This is a genomic window from Arcticibacter tournemirensis (genome assembly GCF_006716645.1).
Lineage (GTDB): Bacteria > Bacteroidota > Bacteroidia > Sphingobacteriales > Sphingobacteriaceae > Arcticibacter > Arcticibacter tournemirensis.
Genome location: NZ_VFPL01000001.1, coordinates 552,733 through 571,313, shown reverse-complemented (window position 1 = coordinate 571,313; position 18,581 = coordinate 552,733). Strand labels below are relative to the sequence as shown.

Annotated in this window: 17 protein-coding genes; 13 read left to right on the top strand and 4 right to left on the bottom strand. The window is 42.5% G+C overall.

Annotated elements, in window-relative coordinates; all coding sequences use genetic code 11:
• The first annotated feature begins 18 nt into the window (after window positions 1–18).
• Window positions 19–462, top strand: a complete 444-nt coding sequence (locus BDE36_RS02445; protein WP_141813610.1) for a low molecular weight protein-tyrosine-phosphatase — start codon at window positions 19–21, stop codon at window positions 460–462.
• A 38-nt stretch (window positions 463–500) separates the two neighbouring features.
• Window positions 501–1,898: a histidine--tRNA ligase gene (gene hisS, locus BDE36_RS02440; RefSeq protein ID WP_141813609.1), complete on the top strand. Its 1,398-nt coding sequence runs from the start codon at window positions 501–503 to the stop codon at window positions 1,896–1,898.
• Here hisS and BDE36_RS02435 read toward each other — a convergent pair.
• Entirely contained in the window at window positions 1,885–3,060 is a 1,176-nt protein-coding gene (locus BDE36_RS02435) for a THUMP domain-containing class I SAM-dependent RNA methyltransferase (RefSeq protein WP_141813608.1), read from the bottom strand. The genes hisS and BDE36_RS02435 overlap by 14 nt on opposite strands.
• Window positions 3,061–3,128: 68 nt before the next feature.
• Here BDE36_RS02435 and BDE36_RS02430 point away from each other — a divergent pair, with 68 nt between their 5' ends.
• From BDE36_RS02430 to BDE36_RS02380, 11 genes are all read left to right on the top strand, one after another.
• Window positions 3,129–3,494: a DUF3127 domain-containing protein gene (locus BDE36_RS02430; RefSeq protein WP_128768008.1), complete on the top strand. Its 366-nt coding sequence runs from the start codon at window positions 3,129–3,131 to the stop codon at window positions 3,492–3,494.
• Between the two features lie 151 nt (window positions 3,495–3,645).
• Window positions 3,646–5,499, top strand: coding sequence for a sensor histidine kinase (locus BDE36_RS02425; RefSeq protein WP_235904216.1), 1,854 nt, complete (start codon window positions 3,646–3,648; stop codon window positions 5,497–5,499).
• Window positions 5,500–5,544: 45 nt separating this feature from the next.
• Window positions 5,545–6,234, top strand: a complete 690-nt coding sequence (locus BDE36_RS02420) for a response regulator transcription factor (RefSeq protein ID WP_202616818.1) — start codon at window positions 5,545–5,547, stop codon at window positions 6,232–6,234.
• 502 nt (window positions 6,235–6,736) lie between these two features.
• Window positions 6,737–9,040 (top strand): TonB-dependent receptor, encoded by a 2,304-nt coding sequence (locus BDE36_RS02415; RefSeq protein ID WP_128768012.1) that lies wholly within the window; start codon window positions 6,737–6,739, stop codon window positions 9,038–9,040.
• Between the two features lie 100 nt (window positions 9,041–9,140).
• Window positions 9,141–10,115 (top strand): alpha/beta fold hydrolase, encoded by a 975-nt coding sequence (locus BDE36_RS02410; protein ID WP_128768013.1) that lies wholly within the window; start codon window positions 9,141–9,143, stop codon window positions 10,113–10,115.
• A gap of 27 nt (window positions 10,116–10,142) precedes the next feature.
• Window positions 10,143–10,796 carry an HD domain-containing protein gene (locus tag BDE36_RS02405; RefSeq protein WP_128768014.1) on the top strand — a complete coding sequence of 218 codons (654 nt, stop codon included), beginning with the start codon at window positions 10,143–10,145 and terminating at the stop codon, window positions 10,794–10,796.
• An 11-nt stretch (window positions 10,797–10,807) separates the two neighbouring features.
• Window positions 10,808–11,848 (top strand): sensor histidine kinase, encoded by a 1,041-nt coding sequence (locus BDE36_RS02400; protein WP_141813607.1) that lies wholly within the window; start codon window positions 10,808–10,810, stop codon window positions 11,846–11,848.
• A 106-nt stretch (window positions 11,849–11,954) separates the two neighbouring features.
• Window positions 11,955–12,602: a DUF47 domain-containing protein gene (locus BDE36_RS02395; RefSeq protein ID WP_141813606.1), complete on the top strand. Its 648-nt coding sequence runs from the start codon at window positions 11,955–11,957 to the stop codon at window positions 12,600–12,602.
• A gap of 19 nt (window positions 12,603–12,621) precedes the next feature.
• Window positions 12,622–13,632 carry an inorganic phosphate transporter gene (locus BDE36_RS02390; RefSeq protein WP_128768017.1) on the top strand — a complete coding sequence of 337 codons (1,011 nt, stop codon included), beginning with the start codon at window positions 12,622–12,624 and terminating at the stop codon, window positions 13,630–13,632.
• 142 nt (window positions 13,633–13,774) lie between these two features.
• A complete protein-coding gene (locus tag BDE36_RS02385; protein WP_141813605.1) occupies window positions 13,775–14,383 on the top strand; it encodes a trimeric intracellular cation channel family protein in 609 nt (202 codons plus the stop codon).
• Between the two features lie 29 nt (window positions 14,384–14,412).
• Entirely contained in the window at window positions 14,413–14,739 is a 327-nt protein-coding gene (locus BDE36_RS02380) for a DMT family transporter (protein WP_141813604.1), read from the top strand.
• A gap of 35 nt (window positions 14,740–14,774) precedes the next feature.
• Here BDE36_RS02380 and BDE36_RS02375 read toward each other — a convergent pair whose 3' ends face one another.
• Genes BDE36_RS02375 through BDE36_RS02365 form a run of 3 tightly spaced genes read right to left on the bottom strand, consistent with a single transcriptional unit; the run spans window position 14,775 to window position 18,477 of the window.
• The gene (locus BDE36_RS02375; RefSeq protein ID WP_141813603.1) at window positions 14,775–16,616 is read right to left on the bottom strand and encodes a M1 family metallopeptidase; all 1,842 of its coding nucleotides are present in this window, start codon (window positions 16,614–16,616) and stop codon (window positions 14,775–14,777) included.
• 21 nt (window positions 16,617–16,637) lie between these two features.
• Window positions 16,638–17,909, bottom strand: coding sequence for a carboxypeptidase-like regulatory domain-containing protein (locus tag BDE36_RS02370; RefSeq protein ID WP_141813602.1), 1,272 nt, complete (start codon window positions 17,907–17,909; stop codon window positions 16,638–16,640).
• Complete coding sequence (locus BDE36_RS02365) at window positions 17,896–18,477, bottom strand: RNA polymerase sigma factor (protein WP_141813601.1); 582 nt, start codon at window positions 18,475–18,477, stop codon at window positions 17,896–17,898. The genes BDE36_RS02370 and BDE36_RS02365 overlap by 14 nt, the downstream gene beginning before the upstream one ends.
• Window positions 18,478–18,581: the final 104 nt, after the last annotated feature.

The following is an 18,581-nucleotide window of genomic DNA, read 5'->3' as shown; positions in this document are numbered from 1 at the left end:
CTTGCAACACGTAACTCAATGAAGATATTGATGGTCTGCCTGGGCAATATTTGCCGTTCGCCACTTGCTCATGGAATAATGGAAAGCCTGGTGAAAGAAAAGGGTCTTGATTGGGAAGTCGACTCCGCCGGAACGGGACACTGGCACATCGGCGAACCACCTGACCGCCGGTCGGTTGCGATAGCAAGAAAATACGGAGTAGATATCTCGGCTCAGTGCTGTCGTTTGTTTGATCCCTCTGATTTCGGGAAGTTCGACAGGATATATGTGATGGACCGGATGAACCTTCGCGATATACTCGGGATGGCGAAAACAGACGCCGACCGGAAAAAAGTACGACTACTTTTAGATAAGGAAGTCGTTCCCGACCCATACTATGAAGATGACCAGTTCGACCCGGTTTATCAGATGATAGAAAAAGGCTGCAGGAGAATTATCGAAGAAGAGCTGAGAGGCAATTAATATTACGTCAAACTATCCGCTTTTTGTACTTTTGCCGCATGGCGAACAATAAACCGTCTGTTCCAAAAGGCACAAGAGACTTTTCACCGGCTGAAATGGTGAAGCGTAATTACATTTTTGACACCATCAAATCAGTTTTCAGGAAGTATGGCTACCAGGAGATACAAACACCCTCTATGGAAAACCTTGCTACCCTGACGGGAAAGTATGGAGATGAAGGAGATAAACTGATTTTCAAGATACTGAACAGCGGAGATTTCTGGGGAGAAGCCGAGAGCAAAAAACAAAAGACTGAAAACTTTGAGTTTAGCTCAAAGAGCTTATTGCCCGTATTGTCAGAAAAAGCCCTTCGCTATGATCTTACCGTACCCTTTGCAAGGTATGTAGTAATGCACCAGAACGAAATCTCCTACCCCTTTAAGCGTTTTCAGATTCAGCCGGTTTGGCGTGCAGACAGGCCTCAGAAGGGTCGCTATCGTGAGTTTTATCAATGCGATGCTGATGTAGTGGGATCAGAAAGCCTCATAAATGAAGCGGAGTTCGTAATGATATACCACGAGGCGTTAAGCAAACTGGGTTTGAAAGATTTTACTATAAAAATAAACAACCGTAAGATACTCTCGGGAATAGCAGAAGTTATCGGAAAACCTAAGCTGATCACCGATATGACGGTTGCAATAGATAAGCTGGATAAGATTGGGATAGACGGCGTAACCAAAGAGCTGATTGAAAGGGGCTTCACTGAAACGGATATCGAAAAGCTTAAACCTGTAATTCTGTTACAGGGGTCGAACCAGGAGATGCTTCGGGATTTAAAGATCGTTTTGGCCTCATCTCCTATCGGAATAAAAGGGATAGAAGAGATAGGAACTATTTTGGAATATCTGGCTGAATTTTTAGGCACTGAACTGAAATCCGTAAATGTCCAGCTCGATATCACCCTGGCCCGCGGATTAAACTATTATACCGGAGCTATCTTTGAAGTTAAAACGAATGAGGTAGCTATGGGCAGCATCGGAGGAGGAGGACGCTATGATGACCTTACTGGTATGTTTGGACTGAAGGGCCTTACGGGCGCTGGTATATCATTTGGAGCCGACCGGATTTATGATGTTTTAGAAGAACTGCAGCTTTTTCCTTCAGGCGCAACAACTACCACCCGGGTACTCCTGACAAACTTTGATCAGGAAGCAGAAAAGTATGCTCTGCCGATACTCCAGGCATTGCGGAATAAAGGTATAGCAGCAGAGCTTTATCCTTCCTCTGCAAAGATTAAAAAGCAGATGACTTATGCAGACAATAAAAACATTCCGTATGTCGTCCTCATAGGCAGTGAAGAAATGAGTTCGGGAAAACTTACACTAAAGGATATGCAGAGCGGAGCTCAGGAGCTTTTAACAAAAGAAGAGCTAATCGAAAAAATTACGATGGATTAGACTCCTCTCTCCTGCTTCCCTGATATAACTCGTATTCCAGGAGCCTGCAATCCAGCTTCCCGTTATAAAACTCTATACGCCGGGAAGCTTTCAAGCCGATTTTTTTAGCCAGATCGGGGTTTCCTGTGAATATGTAACCGAAGTAGCCTCCACACTTCTGCTTCATGAAATCGCCTATGCGTTTATATGTTCCTTCAAGCACTGAGTGAACTCCCAGGCGCTCTCCATATTCGGGATTAAACATTACAATCCCCGGACCAGCAGGGACTTCTGTCTCTTCAAAGTCGCATACGCGGAACTCAATCAGATGATCAACACCGGCAGTTTTCGCATTTTTCTCTGCAATATCAATGGCCTCTTCGGATATGTCGGTAGCTATAATTTTGAAATCGACTTGCTTTTTAGCTTTATCTTTCAACTTTCGCCGCTCCGAGAAGAACACTTGTTCGTCATATCCGAGAATATGCATAAAGCCATAGTTCATCCTGAAAAAGCCAGGACTTTTGTTGGTTGCTAAAAGGGCAGCCTCAATTGCAAGCGTCCCTGAACCACACATCGGATTAACAAAAGAACTGTTTTTATCCCATTTGGTAGCAAGAATAGTTCCGCAGGCGAGAGCCTCGAGCATCGGCGCCTTACCCGGCAGCTTTCTGTAACCATGTTTTGATATCACTTCACCCGAGGTATCAATGTAAATTTCAGCCTCTTCGCTCCTCCAGTAAAGGTGTATAACTGTTTTATTGGTTAACGGTCCGGAATCCGGTCTGACATTCACTTTTGATCTTATGCGGTCAACAATAGCATCTTTAACCTTCACATTGGCAAACAAGGGCGTCCGGATGTACTGATTCTCAACATTAGAGGTTATAGAAAAATAACCTGCAAAGTCTATCAGCTCTTCCCATGGCACTTCAACCAGTTCTGCATATAACTCCTCAGGGGTACGTGCACTAAAGCTTTTTAGCGAATATAAAATCTGACTTGCTGTACGAAGGTTGAGGTTCAATGTAATACAATCGTTGACGCTCGCTTCAAGTTCAAGGCCGGTACTAAAACTCCTTTTCACCTCGAAACCAAGCTCCTCCACCTCGGCTAAAAGGTATGGCGCCAGGCGCTTATTACACGTTACGAGGACTTTGCTGCTGGTGTTGAAAACTTCCATAAAATAAGTGCGAAGTTAATCAATTAAATTTGCCAGCTTTGAATACTCATAACAATATTAAATATAACATGGATATTAAGGGAAAGATACACGAGATTTCACCAATTATGAATGTCACTGAAACATTCAAAAAACGTGAACTTATTATCGAATATGCTGAAAATCCTTCGTACCCCGAATACATAAAATTTGAAGCATTACAGGATAAAGTTAATTTATTTGATAATCTTAAAACAGGGGACCAGGTAGAAGTATTTTTTAATCTGCGCGGCCGTCCGTGGACAGACCGGAATGGCAAAACTGCTTATTTCAATACGTTAGTAGTATGGAGAATTAACACACTAAGCGCGGCAGGCAATGAAAGTCCTGCACCTGAATATGCCCCTCCTGCTGATCTCAATTCTGCTCCGCAGGACGATGATCTTCCGTTCTAATTAGCTTTTACAGAGCAAAATCCCCGCTAAACGAAAAGGTTTTGCTCTGTAAATCCTCTTTTTAATCCTCCTTATCAGTCCCCATCATTCTTTCTGTTAAAAAGTGTTAAACCATAGTTGAGTTGCGGGCACTTCTTTATTTTTGTATCAGATGAAAAAGAGAAGTATCAGCCTTATTATCGGATTGATGAGTGCGGCCCTGCTGGGAGTAATAGGAATGCAATACTACTTTATTCATGAATCCTATATCCAGAAGTCTCAGCTTTTCGACCTTTCCGTCAATAACTCCCTGAGCGAAGTCACAAAAAAGCTGGCAAAAAGGGATGCTATGCTTTTTGTAAAACGTAAAGCCTACGCCGAAGAAGAACTCAGGAATACCCGGAAAAAGAAAAAGGAACAGGATATCGCACGGCGGCAAGCCGAGTTGTTTGCACAACGCATAAAAGTTATAAACGACAAGATTGAACGCGATTTCAAGATGCGGGACAGCGCCCTCAGGAACCGTTTTCAACGTGTTATGACCATAGACAATGAGTTCTATGAAACCTATTTAAGAGATCCGGGAGAACGGAGTAAAGTCCGCTTTCAAATAAAAATGCAGCAGTCCATTGACGATTACGGACAGGTTTTTCAAAACGAAGTTCATGAGCTGTATGTAGAAAATCCAGACGTACAGAAGTTCAAAAAGACGAGGAAAGCTGTTCAGGATACGGCTTATTACCTTATTGAAGATCCTACAACGGGTTTAAGAGTGGTATCTTTACCCAAACGGAATCCGCGCCTGAATCAGCAACTGAAAGAAGAGCGTCAAAAATACGAGCAGGAACAACTGGCAAAAGCCTTGGAAGAAGAAAAGAAGAAAGAAGTTAAGAACATTAACCACTTTTTCAATTCGGTAAAGTCTGTCAACTATAAATCCGCAATCTTCGAAGATCTGGCTAATGAATATGAACAGTTCAGCACGCCCCTGCTCCGTCGTATAAATCCGGTCCTGGTAGACACCCTGCTCCGCTCAGAGCTTCTTCGCCGCGGAATTAATCTTGCTTATAAATATCGGATCGGCTCCGCCAATTCCGACTCGCTACTTTTTGCCACCGACAGGAAAGGTTCCTTTGACGATGAGAACACGTATACTACTGCACTTTTCCCAAAAGAGATCATCAACGATTCAGGAATATTGAGTATCACATTCCCTGAAAAGAATAAGTACCTGATCCAAAATATGAATGTAGTACTTGCCTCGTCGGCCAGCCTTTTGATCGTAATGATTGGCTGTTTTGCATTTACTATCCTGACTATTTTCAGGCAGAAGAAAATTTCGGAAATGAAAACCGACTTCATTAACAACATGACTCATGAGTTTAAAACTCCTGTGGCTACAATTATGATTGCGAGCGAAGCTCTGAAAGACCCAGAAATCACAGAGGATGCAAACCGCATCCAGCGCCTGGCTGGTATTATTTACGATGAAAATGTACGCCTGGGCAACCATATTGAAAGAGTATTAAATATTGCCAGGATCGATCGCGACGACTTAAAGCTCGACTTTAAGCCCGTTGATATGAACGATCTCATATCTGCCATTACAGACAGCATGCAACTACAATTTGTAAAGAAGGAAGCGAAGGTAGATCTAAATATATCAGCTCTTCATTCTGTAATCAATGGTGACGAACTGCACTTGAGTAATGTGATATTCAACCTAATCGATAACGCGTTGAAATACAGCAATGAGAAACCAGAAATATCGATCAGTACAAGCAATACCGGAAAGAACCTGACTATAAAAGTTTCCGATAAGGGAATTGGTATGAATAAAGATCAACTTTCTAAAATATTCGAACAGTTCTACCGTATTCCAACAGGCAATGTTCATGATGTTAAGGGCTTTGGACTGGGTCTCAGCTATGTAAACAACATTGTTAAACGACATCGGGGCTACGTAAAGGTTAAAAGTGAAAAGGACAAAGGATCAGAATTTGAAATTACTTTTCCTCTTTCCTGATATAATGATGAAAGAAAGGTTTAACAATCCAATTTTATATATGCAATGAAAAAAATTTTACTGGTAGAGGATGATCCTAACCTCGGATTGCTGCTTCAAGATTACTTACAACTAAAAGGTAAATACGAAGTTGTTTTAGCGAAAGACGGCGAAGAAGGTTTGGAATTGTTCAACAAGGAAAGTTTTGACCTTTGCATTCTGGATGTAATGATGCCAAAGAAAGATGGATTCTCGTTAGGAAAGGATATACGCAGAATAAACCCGGTTATCCCGATCATTTTTGCGACTGCCAAAACTATGATCGAAGACAAATCTGAGGCCTTTAATCTCGGCGGCGATGATTACATAACCAAGCCGTTTAGGATTGAAGAATTGCTGTTGCGAATCAACGCGTTGCTCAAAAGGGTTTCCAACCAGGAAAGCAAACAGGAGGAACAAAGCAAATTTCAGATTGGGAATTATATATTCGACTACACCACACAGGTAATAAAAAAGGATGACTTCCAGCAAAAAGTATCGACAAAGGAGGCTGAATTGCTGCGGTTGCTGTGTCTCAAAAAGAACAATGTCCTTACCAGGGAGGAAGCACTTTTAAGCATCTGGCACGACGATAACTATTTTAACGGCCGGAGTATGGATGTGTTCCTTAGCAAACTACGAAAATACCTTAAAGACGACCCTAAAGTAGAAATTATCAATGTACACGGAAAAGGCTACAAACTAATTGTGAACTAACTCAATTTTTAATGTAACTTTGCTGCATTCACATGATGCGGAAAAAAACATCGGTTAAGGTAGCACTCTCCTTCTGTTTATTGCTGTACTTCTCGGCGATAACGGTTTCCCTTGATTTTTTCCACGACCATAAAGCTGAAGTCGCTTGTCACGATTCAGGTAAGCATGGGGTTTGTACTCACAAATCTCACGTTTCTAATACATCATCGTGCTGGGTATGTTCTGCTCATTTACAAAAAGAAGCTACTGAACCAGCTATAAGTACTGAGTTGTCTCTTGAAGTGCCGTTTGTACGCATTTTAACTGAAAACAAAGCTATTGGTTACGTTTGCGAGCGGCTTGTCCTGCTCCTGCGGGGACCTCCGTCAAAATAATACCGTATTCCCGGCTCACCTGTCTGGGATCATTTCATATTTGCCATTTGGCCCCCTTCATAATTTTATTGAATGCAGCAGAATCATCATGGTTCTGGTTCATACATCATATTCCATACAAGTGTAACATGAAACTTTATTCATTATTCATATCATTATTTATATTATTAAGCAGCTTTGATACTATGGCTGATATTCCAGCCATCAAAGGCCGTGTAACAGATGCTGATACACAGGCTCCCCTGGCCGGTGCTACACTTTCGATTCCTGAATTACGAATCTCTGTGGTAAGCAATCAAAACGGAGAATACCACTTTCCGTCTCTCCCTTCAAAGGGGCGATTTCTGATCGAAGTGAAATTTATAGGCTATAAATCGGTTGTACAAACAATTAATACGACTAGCCTGGCTTCGGTTGATTTCAAATTGGAAAAAAGTGTTATCGAAGTTCAGGAAGTAGTAGTAACAGGAACTTTGAACAGTTCTATGAATACAAAAAACAGCACTTCGGTCGCTGTAGTCAATAAAGCAGATTTATTACGCTTGCCATCTAATAATATTGTTGATGCTATTTCAAGAATACCGGGTGTATCGCAGATCACCACAGGTGCAGCTATATCAAAGCCTGTTATCAGAGGCATGAGCTATAACAGAGTGATCACGCTATCCGATGGAGTGAAACAGGAAGGGCAGCAGTGGGGAGATGAACATGGGATAGAAATTGACCAGTATCGTGCCGATCGTGTTGAGGTTTTACGCGGCGCTGCCAGTCTGCTTTACGGCTCTGATGCCATGGGTGGCGTAATTAACATTATTGATCCTCTGCCGCCATCAGAGGGTGAGATCAAAGGCGAATTCCTTACAAACTATGCAACCAATAACGGTTTAAGCGGTACCTCTGCAATGATTGAGGGAAATAGCAATGGCTTTGTCTGGAGAGGCAGAGGTTCTTATAAAAATGCATTTGGTTACAACACGCCCGACTACCGCCTCCCTAACAGCGGATTTCATGAAACTAATCTGAGCAGCCAGATCGGTTTCAATAAAGCATGGGGCTATGTACACCTCGACTTGTCGAGTTTCAGACAAAAATTAGGGTTGCCCGAATTTGAACGCAACGAATCAGGACAATTTATTCTGGAACCGGAAGAAGAAGGAGAAGAAGGGACTGTAATGAGCCCATCGCTGTACAAAACACGGAACCTCTTTACGCCCCTGCAGGACATAAGACACTATAAAGCAGCTTTAAACAGTTATGTACTATTGGGTGAGGGTAAATTACGTTCAACCATAGCCTTTCAGAACAACCAAAGAAGAGAACTTGAGGAAAGTGAAACCGATCCAAGCTTGTTCTTCGACCTGAAAACATATAGTTATGATCTGAAATACTACTTTAAAGAACTCAATAGCTGGGAACGGGTAATCGGTGTATCAGGGGCTTTTCAAAATAACAAGAACAAGGCAGAAGAGTTATTGGTGCCCGATTATGACAGCTATGACCTCGGCGCTTTTGCATATACGAAGAAAACCTGGACGAATACTACATTCAATGCCGGACTACGATTCGACTACCGCAATATAGACGGCAAGCAAATGGAGGAAGAAGGTGAGCCAAAGTTTTCGGCTTTCTCAAATAACTTCTCAAACATCAGCGGCGCTATCGGCTTCACCCATGAAATTAACTCAACGTTCAATTTAAAAGCCAATATAGGAAGCGCATTCAGGGCGCCTAATGTTGCAGAATTGAGTACCGACGGAATTCATGAAGGAACCGCCCGATACGAAAAAGGCAATCCAAACCTCGATCCCGAAAGAAGTATTTACGCCGACGCTGCTGTCTCGTACCATACCAGCAAAATGAATATCTTCCTGAACGCGTATAACAACTATATTCATCAGTATATTTATCTGCGGCGCCTTAGTGATAATGAGATCATCGACGACCATGAGGTTTATCATTACGTGCAGGACAATGCTAACCTTTATGGCTTTGAAGCAGGGTTAACACTGCACCCTGTTTCACTCATCCACTTTGAAAACAGCTTCTCGCTAACACGAGCAAGGAATAATTCGACTAAAGACAACCTGCCTTTTACTCCTGCTCCGGTACTACGAAACGAACTCCGTTTTGAGCCAGAGTTTAAAAACCTTCAGAACACCTGGTTCTCTATAGGTTTAGACAACGTGTTTAAACAAAACCACGTGGATGTGCTGGAAACCCCAAGTCCTGCTTATACGCTGGTGAATGCTTCGTTTGGCACCACCGTTAAATTAGGGTCACAAACACTCCAGCTCAGTGTTTCCGCAAATAACCTGTTTGATAAAGCGTATATCGATCATTTAAGCCGGTTTAAAAACGATGGTTTCCTGAATCCGGGACGAAATATATCCTTCGGCCTATTCGTACCTTTGGTGCTAAGCGGCGTAAAATAGCCGAAGATCTCAAAACAAACCTCCGACAATATCCGGAGCTTTGTTTTGAGATCTCCTGAAAACGGAGAAACTTTCCAGGCATGTATCAGTTAAAAAGATTATGAGAAAGATATTGATCCTCTTGATTCTGTTAGCTCCTGCCGCATTGCTTGCACAAACAGACACACTTTCAATTACTCTTGAGAACGTAAAGTATCCCCATCCCGTTAAATTTATCAATCTAACTGCAGAGGGCCAGGATATCCGCATGGCGTATATGGACATTAAACCAGCTAGCACGAACGGAAAAACCATCATGCTCTTTCACGGTAAAAACTTTGCCGGATATTACTGGAAAGACGTTATTAAATCGCTAACAAATAAAGGGTACAGGGTAATAGTTCCCGATCAAATAGGCTTTGGAAAATCGTCGAAGCCATTCATTCACTATAGCTTCCACCTTCTTGCAAAATTCAGCAAACAGCTCCTCGATACTTTAGGCATAGCGAAAACTGCTGTTTTGGGTCACTCTATGGGAGGTATGCTTGCCACCCGTTTTGCCTTGCAATATCCTGAGACAACAACGAAATTGCTGCTTGAGAATCCTATAGGGTTTGAAGACTATCGAACGTTTGTTCCCTACATTACAACAGAAGAACAGTATAAAAATGAACTCAAAACCTCGGCTGAAAGCGTGAAAAGGTATTATCAGTCGTCGTATTTCCCCGAATGGAGGCCTGAATATGATTATCTTGTAAAAATTGCAGCGGGTGTAGTAAACAGTGTCGACTTTCCACGCTATGCAAAGGTATCCGCCATGACGTTTACCATGATCTATGAACAACCCGTGGTTTATGAATATCTCAATCTTAAAGTTCCGACGGTATTGTTCATAGGTATTGAAGATAAAACCATTGTAGGCAAAGGTTTACTTTCAAAGGAAGAACAAGCGAAACACGGTCAATACAAAGTGCTCGGTAAACAGATAGCAGCAAAGATTCCAGGCGCTAAACTGGTGGAATTCGAAGGAGTGGGTCATATTCCGCACGTACAAATTCCTTCAAAGTTTAATTCTGCTCTGATAGTCAATCTATAGTCGCCTCGCAATACGTATTTTTGGGGCGTGAACAGAACAATTATCATTGAACAGACCATCGCTTTCGTAAAGGACTCGTTAAAAGGCGCAGAGAGCGGACATGACTGGTGGCATATAGAACGCGTATGGAAAACAGCTATAAACCTGGCATCAACCGAAAAGGCCGACCTCCTGATCGTAGAGCTCGCTGCCCTATTGCATGATATCGCTGATCCCAAATTTCACAACGGGGATGAAGAAATTGGTCCCGCCACTGCTGTTACATTTTTAAAATCAATTGATTTAGAAGACGATGTTATTTTCCACGTGGAACAAATCATAAGAAACATGTCGTGGAAATCAAGTCTTGGAAAAATCAATTTCCGCTCGAAAGAGCTCGAAATTGTTCAGGATGCCGACCGTTTGGATGCCATTGGAGCTATAGGGCTAGCGCGGGCATTTACTTATGGAGGGTATAAGAACCGTGAGTTGTATAATCCTGAAATTCCACCTAACCTTTCGATGACGAAGGAGGAGTACAAAAAAAGTACAGCTCCCACTATCAATCACTTTTACGAAAAACTACTACTGCTAAAAGACAAGATGAATACTGAGTCAGGAAAGATTCGGGCTGAGGAACGACACCGCTTCATGGAAAAATTTCTTGAGCAGTTTTATGCCGAGTGGAACGGAGAAAAGTAGTATTATTGTATATGAAGCTCAGGGAATTAGTATTTATTAACGCGTTTGTAGTTGCATTAACGTTAGCCATCGTCAACTTTTACTTTCAGGGAAGTTTTTATGACCTGACCATAACCTTTGTTATCACTCTGGTGATTTGTTATATCGTATTTTATTACCTTATTGAGAGATATATATACAGTAAGATAAAACTCATCTATAAACTTATCCACAACCTCAAACTCGGGAAAGATCTTAAAGACGCATTAGGAGAGTACGTAAGTAACGACCCTATTAATGATGTGGAAATTGAAGTAAAGGAATGGGCAAGGGTTAAAAAAATAGAGATAGATGCTTTAAAGCAACAAGAGCAGTTTAGACGCGACTTCCTTGGAAACATATCTCATGAATTAAAAACGCCTCTTTTTGCTGTTCAGGGCTATATCGAAGCCTTACAGGACGAGGCTATGGAAGACCCTGCACTTGCCAAACAATTCCTTGAAAAAGCTTCCAGGAACATCGATCGCCTCAGCCTCCTTATAAAGGACCTCGACTCCATTTCAAAGCTGGAAAGCGGTGAAATCCAGCTTAGCTATAAAAAGTTCGATCTCACAGCACTTATAAAGGAAGTTATAGATCAAATGGAACTAAAAGCCAGAACCCAGAAAGTACAGTTAGTATTTAAAGATAAATATCATGTGCCCACCTGGGTCAACGCCGACCGCGATAAGATTTGCCAGGTACTCATAAACCTGATTGATAATTCAATCAAATATGGGCGTGAAAATGGGACTACATCTATAAAAACTTTTGAGCTGCATGATCAAATTTTAGTGGAGGTAACAGACGATGGGATTGGAATAGAGGAAAAATATCTGCCCAGGCTGTTCGAGCGCTTCTTCAGGACAGACATGAGCCGCTCACGTCAGATCGGAGGATCGGGACTTGGACTGGCAATAGTGAAACATATTCTGGAAGCACACCAGCAAACCATAACGGTGAGAAGTACCGAGGGACTGGGTTCTACCTTCGCCTTTACACTCGCCAGGGCTAAAGCAGCGTTCCCCATTTAGGTCAGCGGAAGAGAACCATTCACAAATATCATTTGCAATGCTTTATTAACAATTAACATTAAGTTAACATTGTATTGATACTTTTGCATGATTCGAAAAATATAATATGTCACTAAACAGCATTTTCCAATATTTCGTACCGAAGGACCGGAAATTTTTCCCTTTGTTTGAAAAGGCAAGCGGGAACCTGATTAACTTAGGAGAAGCTCTAAACGAACTTGTTCACACGAATGATTTAAACCGTAAGACGGAATTGACCAAGAACATTGAAGATTTTGAGCACGTGGGCGATGATATCACGCATCAAATCTTCCTTGAAATGGGAAAGAACTTCATTACTCCTTTTGACCGCGAAGATATCCATGCACTGGCTTCAGCGATCGATGATATAGCCGATTTCATTCACGGCTCTGCAGCAAGGATGCAATTATATAAAATTACCGACAATACAGTTCCTGTTCAGAAATTGTCGGAACTGATTCTTCAGGGATGCCAGGACTTACACAAAGCGGTATGTGAGCTAAAGAATTTAAAGAATATCCGTGTAATCACTGATTCTTGCGTGCGTATCAACAGCATGGAGAATCAAGCGGATTACGTGTTCGACAGAGCCGTTGCTGATCTTTTCGAATATGAGCAGGACGCAAAACTTATTATAAAATATAAGGAAATTCTTTCTGCACTTGAGACCGCTACGGATAAGTGCGAAGACGCAGCTAACGTTCTTGAAACAATCCTTGTTAAAAACGCCTAATAATTTAAATTAACTAAAAATGGTTACAACCCTTTTAGTGATTGTCGTTATCCTGGCAGTTTTGTTCGATTATATCAACGGATTTCACGATGCGGCAAACTCCATTGCTACTGTAGTTTCTACAAAAGTATTATCGCCTTTTCAGGCTGTTCTTTGGGCTGCACTTTTCAATTTTGCAGCGTATTTCTATTTTGATGATCATAAAGTTGCCAACACTGTTGCAAAAACGGTAGTTGAGAACTTTATTACCATGCACGTGATTCTTGCCGGACTGGTAGCCGCCATTACGTGGAATCTCTTTACGTGGTACTACGGCATACCATCAAGCTCAAGCCATACTCTTATCGGAGGCTTTGCCGGCGCGGGGATTACCTACGCTTTATTAAACGGCTATACACCGGTAGATGCGCTGAATCTTGGTTATGTATTTAAGATCCTTTCTTTTATTGTACTTGCGCCAATCATAGGTATGATCATTTCCGTCATCATTACGCTAATCATTATTAATCTTAGCCGATGGTCGAAGCCTTCAACGGCAGAAAAATGGTTTAAACGACTGCAATTGGTTTCGTCAGCTGCTTTAAGCTTTGCTCACGGGGGAAATGATGCGCAAAAAGTAATGGGAATCATATATGTTGCTCTTGTTGCATCAAATGTGATAGGCAGTAATGATCATATGCCAGAGTGGGTTCCTATCGTTTGCTACAGTGCCATTGCTTTCGGGACAATGAGCGGGGGCTGGCGCATTGTGAAAACCATGGGTTCAAGGATTACTAAAGTAACAGCACTCGAAGGTGTAGGTGCCGAAACAGCAGGCGCTATAACGCTTGGCATAACCGAGCATTTTGCTATTCCAGTTTCAACGACACACACTATTACAGGATCTATAATTGGAGTAGGTTTAACTAAAAGAGTATCAGCAGTACGTTGGGGGGTTACTATTAACCTGATATGGGCCTGGGTATTAACCATTCCCGTATCCGCTATCCTTGCCGGCCTGGTTTATCTGGTTATCAATCTCTTCTTATAAGAGTTAAAAAACATTTTATCAAAAGAAAGAGGGTTTCCGGTCAACGGTCACCCTCTTCTTTTTGAAGTGCCGCCTCTTTTTTTATCCGGAAAAAAGTCGGAGGTTTGCAACGCCGTTAAAGCCAATTCAATACTATTTTTCAATGGAAATGAGTGTCTCCTATTTAATAGAACTTCTGGGGGTTATAGTGTTTACTATCTCGGGAGCATTTTCTGCTATGCAAAAGCGTTTTGATGCATTCGGCGTGCTAATAATAGGATTTGTAACTGCACTTGGCGGAGGTACCATCCGCGATGTTTTAATTGGCTATACTCCCGTCAGCTGGATGAGAACCGCTAATCTTCCCTTGATAACCCTGGTTACCGGCATCCTTACAATCTTTTTTAAACAATATATTAAAAATCTTAAAACCACTTTTATAATCTTCGACGCGGTAGGTCTTGGATTGTTTACAATGATCGGGATCCAGAGAGGCGTTGCCGAAGGCTTAAGTCCCGAAATTTGTATCATTCTCGGTACCATAACCGGAAGCTTTGGAGGTGTGCTGAGAGATATCCTGTTAAACAATATTCCTCAGATCTTTAGGAAAGAGATATATGCTACTGCCTGTATTGTTGGAGGGATTGTCTATTTCCTGTTAATTAGCACCTTTGATAAAAACATCGCCAGGCTAGTTACTATCTCGCTCATTTGCGGAATTCGTCTCGTTGCGGTACGCTATAATCTTAGTATGCCTAAGTTTTACGCTTAAATTTTTTCATCTTCTTATATAACTATTGTATGAACTGGATACTACTCATCATTGCAGGCCTTTTTGAAGTTGGATTTACTACCTGCCTCGGCAAGGCAAAAGAAACGGAAGGTACCGCTTCGGCATTCTGGATCGCAGGTTTTTTCCTCAGCCTTTCGGTCAGCATGTTTTTGCTCTACAAAGTAACTCAGACCTTACCTATAGGAACTGCCTATGCCGTATGGACAGGCATCGGCGCTGTTGGCACCGTGATTATGGGGATAATTTTCTTTAAAGAACCCGCAGATTTCTGGAGACTTTTCTTTATCAGCACCCTAATATGTTCGATAGTAGGCCTTAAGTTCGTGTCCAATTAGTCCCGGGTGTAAGTGCCGGACAGTAGATCCGAAGGCTATTTTAAGATTTGATCTATCGTGTTATATGACACTGAATGGTAATTTGGTCTCGCCTTTTTATAGATTTGTATTGCCCAGGCTTTCCCCTCAGGCGTTGCTGCCATCTCTTTATATAGAGGAAGCAGAAATTTTCGGCGGCCCACATTTACGAGAAATTCTTCAGTGCGTGCATACGCCGGCTTGTATTGATGTCTGACGGCAAGCGTATACCATGCACATTGAATTTCTGCATTCCCGGATTTTGTAATAGCCAGCTCTTTATCAATCAGAGCCATCTGACTTGCAGACAAGTTCTCGGGGAGGGCTTTAATAAAATAAAGCAATTCATTCGTGGTTTTAATCCGGTCCTTCAAGCCCGCAGTCTTATTTGTTGCTTTCCATCGCGCAACCAATGAATCTATTGCGTTAAACTTTCCTGAATTCACAGGAGCAATATTTGAAGGGAGACCAGTCTGATAAATCCAGCCAGATACTCCAATCTTATCACTGAGGCCAGCATTCTTAGCAAGAAGATTAGATTCAAGATATTTGACGAACTCTTCGGTCGTTACTGACTTAAAGGCATGCTGGTCAAAATATCCTTTTAAGAACTTGTCAAAAGCTTCGCGTCCTGCCGCTCGCTCAATCGTTTTTAGAAAGAAATATCCTTTTTCATAAGCAATATCCGTCATGCCCTCATCCGGGTCCCGCCCAGCGAAGTTACCTTTAAGTTTTGTATCGTCACCAGATTCTCCAATGGACTCCTTGAGAGCCTGGAAACCCAGGACTTCCTGCATTTCGGCTTCTTCTCTTCCGTAAACCGCCTCAACAATCCGGCGTTCAAAGTAAGTGGTAAACCCTTCGTTCAGCCAGAAGTCGTTCCATGTAGCATTCGTAACCAGGTTACCACTCCAACTGTGTGCAAGCTCGTGAGCTATAAGACTTACAAGAGAACGGTCGCCGGCAATAACAGTGGGTGCGGCAAAAGTAAGCATCGGATTCTCCATTCCACCAAAAGGAAAACTTGGCGGCAGTACCAACACATCGTAACGTCCCCAACGATAGGGACCATATAGTTTTTCTGCAGCGTTAACCATTTTTCCCATTTCTGCGAATTCCCATGCAGCCTTGGGCAGAGTTACTGGTTCGGCATAAACGCCTGTCCGTTCGTCGGTTTTCTGAAACTGAAGATCGCCAACGGCAAGAGCCATTAAATACGAAGGAATGGCGTGAACTTGTTTAAAATGATATACGCCGTCAGTTCTAAGCTTCTGTGAATTTTCAGCGCTCATCACTGCCATTAGCTCATGGGGTACTGTCACCACAGCATTATAGGTAAAACGAATTCCCGGACTATCCTGACAGGGGATCCATGTACGAGCAAGAATAGCCTGAGATTGCGTAAACAGGAAGGGGTGTTTCTTACCGGCAGTTTGAGCAGGCGTGAGCCATTGCAAGGCGGCGGCCTCTTCAGAGGTTTTGTACCAGATAGTCACCTTTGTAGAGGAAGGCTTAATATGCACCTTCAATGGTTGCCCGAGAAACTTATCTTCCTTACCCAGAGTAAAAGATGTCTCTTTGACATCCTCTCCCAAAACCACTTTCTCTATTTTGAGCCCACGGGTATCAAAGATGATAGTATCACTATTCGTTCCATTCTCAATCGTCCATTCTGCCCGGCCTGACAGGATGTGAGATTCGAAATCAACTTTAAGGTCGAGATCAAGATGCTTTACGACTGCCTGCTGAGGATTTGAATACGAATGAGGGTCAGCACTTCCTTCATTAGAACTATGGGGCTTATTCTGCTGACATGCGCCAAAAAAAAGACATAGAGTAGAAATGAATATATACTTCATCGAAAAAGTAAAAAGACGTTACTAATTAAATTTTATCGTCACCCGGGCCTCAGAATCAACTGCCCCGGGCATCCATGATGGCCCTTCTTTTATTATGCGGATAGCTTCGTTGTCGGATGCCTCATTCAGGCCTTTTTCTATGTGAAAGTCACTCAGTTCACCGCCTGGCTTGACCACGAAACGCAGGGTTACATTGCCTTTCAACACGCCATCTGCAGACCGCACACTGTTTTTGAGGTATTCGTTATATTTCTTCCAACCAATAGCAGGAACAGGTTTTCCTTGTTTTTTTACGGCAGAACCATACCCAACTACCGCAACTTCGCTCAACGCACTATTCTGAGGCTGCATTTCAACCATAAGCGTTTGTCCCGGCTGCGCTCTCTTTACCTGCGATGTATAACCGATATAAGCAAAACTGATTCTCCCGCCCACAGAGTCAGCCAGAGCAAATTCGCCGCTTACATTCGTCGTGACGCTCTTTGACGTACCCTCAAGCCTTACCGAAACACCCGGTAAAGGAGAACCATCTTCTTTGGAGATCACTTTGCCCAAAATGGTTTTATTATCAGCCAAAGATATGGAAGCAACTCGGGCATTTTCACCGGCAGGCAACGAACTAAGTCCCCTGATCATGATTCGGGGGGAAGAATCGGCTGAAGACACAGCCCCTGTAATATCTTTTTTTGATTGAGATCCGTGACTAACTACCACCACTTCACCCAGCCTGTCTGTGTCTGCGGCAATCTGAACAGAAGACAACCTGCTATCTCCCGGCTTCGCGGTGAGCGTTACGCTCTCTGGAGTGACTGAACTTTTTTTCTTTATCTGCGGGCGACTTTTTTCAATGGAGGGGCTCCCTACTGTAACAGGTTCCTTTTCTAAAGATGCCATGTCGTTCGCTTCCGGCTCATTATACAAACTGTCAACAGGCGTTAACTTCACCTCTACATGCTTAGCCACTCTCGTTTCACGGTTGTCGCCCTTCATCCAAAACAATATACCCGCAGAAATAAACATAAGGCCGGCAGCTGCAGCGATGCTTAAACGCTGCCAGGTAAAAAAGAATGTATTTTTATTTTCCTGCTGTTGCGCGATCCGCTCGTCGAGTTGCCTTTGCAAAAGGCTGAGATGCGGTGCTGCCTGAACCTCCGTCTCAGAATATCCTTCCAGCGCTTCTGCTAGAAAAGGATCTTCCAGAGCCTGTTTCTCAAGCTCATGCATATCTCTTGGGTCAAGCTTTCCCTCAAGGTATTGCTGTATTACGCTGTATTTAATTCTATTCGTTTCCACTATTCTTCTCCATACAAATTTTCAGATTTCTCTTGCCATTTTGAATATAGCTTTTCACTTTATTCATATCGAAGCCCGTGATATCAGCCACTTCTTTATAACACTTCTCCTGCAGGTAAAACAGATCAATACTGATGCGCTGATCGTCAGGGAGCTTCTCCATGCATTTCTCCATAGAGCTTAACGCATTTTCTTTAGACTCATCTATATTAAGATGCACTATTCCATCCCTTTCCATAACACCATCCTCAACCGGCACGAAGATGTGTTTTGAACTCGACCTTAAGGCCATCAGACAATAATTCCGGGCAAGAGTATACAGCCAGCTCTTAAAATTACTTACCTCATGCCTCCTGAGTTTATCGATCAGCTGCTCGAATATCTGCATTACTGCATCTTTGCTTAACTCTTCGTCTTTGAAATACTTGAGGCATAATCCGTAAACGAGTGGCATGTAGCCCTGATAAAGCCTTCCCAACAACTCAAGATCTCCGGTACGACGGTAGTCACTCAGTATTGCAGCTTCATCAGCTTCAGCAGAATGTAATTTATTTTTGATAAACCTCAAAGCGACGATTCTTCTACAACCTACTAAAGGAGTTAATTACTACTATACTATTAAGGATGCGGAATTTCCGATTTTCCACATTCAAGTATAAATTTTTTTTGCCG